The following is an 821-nucleotide window of genomic DNA, read 5'->3' as shown; positions in this document are numbered from 1 at the left end:
ATTCCTATAAGTCCCATAATCTTCTCCTTTTTAATCTACAAAATGATATCATCAATAATCTTGACATAAAACCACTTTGTTTCCACATTTTGAACATTTAAAAACAAATGCAGCAGTTTCATATCCTAAATCCGCCCAAAGTGCTTCGTAACTTTCAACATTATTCTTTAGTTCATCAATCAAAAGTTCTTTTAGTAAAGACAATCCATCACCGTTTGTAGAATTTTTGATAAAATCTTCCCTTTCCCACTCACCTATATATGTCATATAATCATCACAGCAAACAGGCCAATCGTTATTTTGAATCCAAGGTACAGGTGGACAAAAACTCAATTCAGTTACTTTTTCATTTTGTTTTTTTACAACTCTGTCTGCTATATAGCTAGGAATATCTACACTTACTTTTCGTTTATCAAAGCAATTGAGACATATAGATACAAGATTGTCATCTCTGTCAAAAAAAGATCCTTCAAGACAATGTTCAGAACTTCCACAAAACTGACATGGTGTTTCTGTGAAGTATCCATTCTTTAAGACATCACTAAAATACTTATAATTATTCATTTATTTCCACCTTCCCGAATCCCACTCATTTTTCCAATAATTTTTCTTTTGCTGACGCCATTGAGCACGATTAATTTTACTTCCTTCATTATAGTGAGGGTGTTTTTTTATAATTACCACCCAGTCGATGATCAGTTTGATTTTTTTCATAAAATGGTCATTGGGATTTTGATTATCATGATGTATTTCAATTTATAACTAGGTGAATTAGTTTGGAATCTTCTCTTATGTAGGTTTCAAGAACAGTTTTCGGAGAA

At 31.5% G+C, this 821-nt stretch carries 1 protein-coding gene; it reads right to left on the bottom strand.

Annotated elements, in window-relative coordinates:
• Positions 1-51: 51 nt before the first annotated feature.
• Positions 52-564 carry a CbrC family protein gene (locus QVO88_RS00930; RefSeq protein ID WP_022286657.1) on the bottom strand — a complete coding sequence of 171 codons (513 nt, stop codon included), beginning with the start codon at positions 562-564 and terminating at the stop codon, positions 52-54.
• Positions 565-821 lie beyond the last annotated feature (257 nt).

This window comes from Ruminococcus sp. CAG:57 (assembly GCF_000435935.1).
Lineage (GTDB): Bacteria > Bacillota > Clostridia > Oscillospirales > Ruminococcaceae > Hominimerdicola > Hominimerdicola aceti.
Note: the sequence above shows the minus strand (reverse complement) of the source record. Positions and strands in the feature narration are given on the sequence as shown.

Excerpts from the sequence above, each read along its gene's own strand:
- QVO88_RS00930 (WP_022286657.1), bottom strand. The coding sequence starts at position 564 with ATGAATAATTATAAGTATTTTAGTGATGTCTTAAAGAATGGATACTTC.